The sequence below is a fragment of the Kitasatospora sp. NPDC059571 genome, from assembly GCF_042735675.1.
Taxonomy (GTDB): domain Bacteria; phylum Actinomycetota; class Actinomycetes; order Streptomycetales; family Streptomycetaceae; genus Kitasatospora.
This window is the reverse complement of the sequence record NZ_JBHWBW010000434.1, coordinates 4,921-6,782: the sequence shown is the minus strand read 5'-3', so window position 1 is coordinate 6,782 and position 1,862 is coordinate 4,921. Positions and strand designations below refer to the sequence as shown.

The window sequence follows — 1,862 nt, the reverse complement described above, 5'->3', positions numbered from 1 at the left end:
CATCCGCCCCGCGACGATCCGGGGGCGGACGGTGCGCGGGCGCAGCCACAGCCCGGCCCGCGGGGCCGGGGCCGGGGCCGGGGCCGGTCCGGCCGGCGGGGCCAGCTCCTCGGCGGCCGGTGGCCCGGCATGCGCCCCGCGGTGCCGGCCGGAGGGACCGGGCCGGACGGGGCCGCGGGCGGCGCCGGGGGCGGCCGCGGGCGCGCTGCGCGGGAGGCCGCGGCGTACTCGCATGGGGGATCCTTTCGGGGCATCGGGGGGCGGACCTGTCGCACGGGGCAGGGAGGCCGGGGCGGCCCGGGACGGCCGAGGCGGCGGGGGTCGGGCCTGGCGGCCCGGTCAGGCGGCGCGGTCGAGATCGCCGGTGCCGAGTTCCTCGATGGCGAGCTCGCCCGCCTCGCGGTAGGCGGCGCGCTCCTGGGCGCTGGGCGAGAGCGCGACGAAGGCGGAGGTGAGGAACAGGAAGGAGCCGAGCCCGACGGCGAGCGGGAAGACGAACTGCATCGGGGTGGCGCCGCCGAGCGCGCCGCGGACGGGCTCCATCCGGACGTGCACCGCCGCCATGCCGGTGTAGTGCATGCAGGTGACCGCGATGCCCATGACCAGGGACGCGCCGGCGGCGGCCAGCACGCTTCGGATGGTGACGGCGGCCCAGAGCGCGGCCGTGGCGGCGGCGACGGCCACCGCGACGGAGAGCGCGACGGTGCCCGGGGTGTAGCGGATCGTGCCGTGGATCCGGACGGCGGACATCCCCAGGTAGTGCATGGCGGCGACGCCGAGGCCGGTGGTCAGGCCGCCGGCCAGCAGGCTGCGGGCGCGGTGCCGGCCGTAGCCGACCACGAAGACGCCGATGCCGACCACCAGGACGGCGACGAGCAGGCTGAGCAGGGTGAGCGGGACGTCGTAGCGCAGGTCGGTGCCGTCCACGCTGAAGCCGAACATGGCGACGAAGTGCATCGTCCAGATGCCCGAACCGATCGCCGCGGCGGCGGTGATCAGCCAGTTGCGCCGGGACGGGCCGGTGGCGGAGAGCGCGCGCAGCGTGCAGCGCAGACCGAGCGCGGCCCCGGCACAGGCCATCAGATAGGAGAGGACGGGTGTCAGCCACCCGGAGCTGAGGTGGTTCATGGTTCCCAACGGGGCCTCCGAAGCATCGACCTGAGGGGCGGTCATATGCCGATCGCATGTGCGAGGCGGTTCTCGGATGCGGGGGACGCTACCCAGCGTCCGGATCCGGTCACTCGAAGATGCCCAAAGCCGCCCGGGGCGGGCCGGGCGTGTGCTCGAATGGACGGCCGCCGTGTGTGCGCCCCGGACTGACGGTTCGTCATCGTCGGGGACTCCACGGTGAGCCCGTCCCCGTCCCCGTCCGCCTCCGCCTCGGCATCGGCCTCGCCGGGCACCTCACCCGGCACGTCGCCGGGCACCTCGCCGGGCCCGAGCGGCGGTGGCGCGTCCTGCGCGGTGGCCTGCACGGTCAGCATCCAGTGGGGCGGCGGTTTCGCGGCGAACGTGACCGTCCGCAACACCGGGACGGCCGCGGTCAACGGCTGGACACTGCGCTGGTCGTTCGCCGACGGGCGGACCGTCTCCCAGCTGTGGAACGGCAGTTACACCCGGACCGGGGCCGCCGTGGCGGTCGGCGGCCCCGGGTACAACGGGACGCTCGCGCCCGGCGGCGGCAGCACGTCCTTCGGCTTCGACGGGACGTGGACCACCGCCAACTCCCGGCCGGCCGCGTTCACCCTCAACGGGGCGTCCTGCACGGTGGAGTGAGCTCGGACCGCGGGGGGGGGGGGGGGGGGGCCGCCCCCCCCCCCCCCCCCCCCCCCGGGGCGGGGTGTGGGGGGGGGAGGCGCCCG

The 1,862-nt window shown here is 76.9% G+C and carries 2 protein-coding genes and 1 pseudogene; 1 reads left to right on the top strand and 2 read right to left on the bottom strand.

Going from position 1 to position 1,862, the window contains the following annotated elements; all coding sequences use genetic code 11:
- Together ACFV0G_RS32095 and ACFV0G_RS32090 are read right to left on the bottom strand one after the other, a co-directional pair.
- Positions 1-234, bottom strand: a pseudogene (locus tag ACFV0G_RS32095) (hypothetical protein); the annotation flags it as partial.
- Between the two features lie 105 nt (positions 235-339).
- Entirely contained in the window at positions 340-1,128 is a 789-nt protein-coding gene (locus tag ACFV0G_RS32090) for an MHYT domain-containing protein (RefSeq protein ID WP_380555620.1), read from the bottom strand.
- A 219-nt stretch (positions 1,129-1,347) separates the two neighbouring features.
- Here ACFV0G_RS32090 and ACFV0G_RS32085 point away from each other — a divergent pair, with 219 nt between their 5' ends.
- A complete protein-coding gene (locus tag ACFV0G_RS32085; protein ID WP_380555618.1) occupies positions 1,348-1,776 on the top strand; it encodes a cellulose binding domain-containing protein in 429 nt (142 codons plus the stop codon).
- The last annotated feature ends 86 nt before the right edge of the window (positions 1,777-1,862 follow it).